Below are 1605 nucleotides of genomic sequence, written 5' to 3'. Positions count from 1 at the left end.
CCCTCTGTGCCAATAAGCGTGAGACAATTGACTGGCTAAAGTTTACACTTGAGGGCGCAGGAGAACGAACCCATGGTTATGCCTTCACAGACACCACTTTCGCCGGATGCTGGATCTGACGGTGTTTTGTCCACGACATTGCCCGCCCGCGTTGTCTCAGCGCCAGTGGTTCCCACGGCCGAACTGACAAGCACACCGAAGCGGCGCAGCTTCACAGCCAAATATAAACTGCGCATTCTGGATGAGACGGATCATGCTGCAGACACCGGCGGTGTTTCCGCCATTCTACGGCGGGAGGGGCTTTACTCCTCGGCACTGACGGATTGGCGTAGGGCGCGCGCGGCCGGCACATTGGGTGCATTGCAACCGCGTCATCGTGGCCCGAAAATGTCGCCTAACAATCCACTGCAAGCTGAGCTGTCCAAGGCCAACCGTGAAGTTGCAGCGTTGCGGCGTCGTCTGGATCAGGCGGAAGCTATCATTGCAATCCAAAAAAAAGTGGCGGCACTTCTGGACGAGATGGAGCAGACGCAAGAGCGCGGCGGCAAATCATGATGGCCACCGCGATTGCTTTGCCCCCCGGCAGCGGTCTTACCTCCGCCGTTTGCTCCGCGCTGTCCTTGTCCCGTGCAAGCGTTCTTCGACACCGCGCGGCACTGACGGCCCCGCCACCTCTGCGCAAGGCAAGACCACCTTCTTCGCGGGCCTTGCCTGAAAGGGAACGGGACCAGGTGCTGCACCATCTGCGCGAACCCCGCTTTGCGGATCAGACGCCCACTGAGGTCTTTGCCACCTTGCTGGATGAAGGCACCTATCTGTGTTCGATCCGCACGATGTATCGGATATTGGCCGCTCAGGGCGAAGTGGCCGAGCGCCGCCGACAGCGCACACATCCCGTCTATCAAAAGCCAGAACTTCTAGCTGAAGCCCCCAATCAGGTCTGGTCTTGGGACATCACCAAGCTGATGGGCCCGGTGAAATGGTCCTACTTCTATCTCTATGTCATCCTCGACATCTTCAGCCGACGCGTTGTTGGCTGGCGCGTCGAGCACGCGGAGAGCGCCAGCCAGTTCAAAGAGCTGTTCATCGACGCGATGGAAAAACACGAGGTCCCACGCGATCAGCTGACATTGCATGCAGATCGCGGTGGGCCCATGAAGGCAAAGACGACAGCCCTGATGCTGGTTGATCTTGGTGTGCTCAAATCCCACAGTCGGCCCCACACCTCAAACGACAACCCGTTCTCCGAAGCCCACTTCAAAACACTGAAATATCAGCCAGAGTTCCCCAAACACTTTGAAACCATCGAACAGGCCCGTGCGTTCTGCCGCAGGTTCTTTGCATGGTATAATCAAGACCATCATCACGCTGGGATCGGCCTAATGACACCCGACCAGATTCATTTTGGGCAGGCCCAAGAAATCTACGCCGCACGACAAGCAACACTCGACGCGGCATTCCTCACCACGCCCGAACGCTTCGTACACAAACAACCAAAACCGCCTCAAATCCCGACCGCTGTCTGGATCAACCCACCAAAACCAACCGAAGAAACCCAAGCCTAAATTCCAAAGGCCACTGTCTCAAAGTCGTTGACACGTTCCG

At 57.3% G+C, this 1605-nt stretch carries 1 protein-coding gene; it reads left to right on the top strand.

The annotated features are described in order from the left end of the window. Positions 1 to 72: 72 nt before the first annotated feature. A protein-coding gene (locus ACEN2R_RS20875) for an IS3 family transposase (protein ID WP_442044865.1) occupies positions 73 to 1565 on the top strand; the annotation gives its coding sequence in 2 pieces (ribosomal slippage) (positions 73 to 502 and positions 502 to 1565; 1494 coding nt in all). The last annotated feature ends 40 nt before the right edge of the window (positions 1566 to 1605 follow it).

This window comes from Pseudogemmobacter sp. W21_MBD1_M6 (assembly GCF_052119585.1).
GTDB lineage: Bacteria > Pseudomonadota > Alphaproteobacteria > Rhodobacterales > Rhodobacteraceae > JBGQOJ01.
This window is presented reverse-complemented; position numbering and strand designations above follow the sequence as displayed.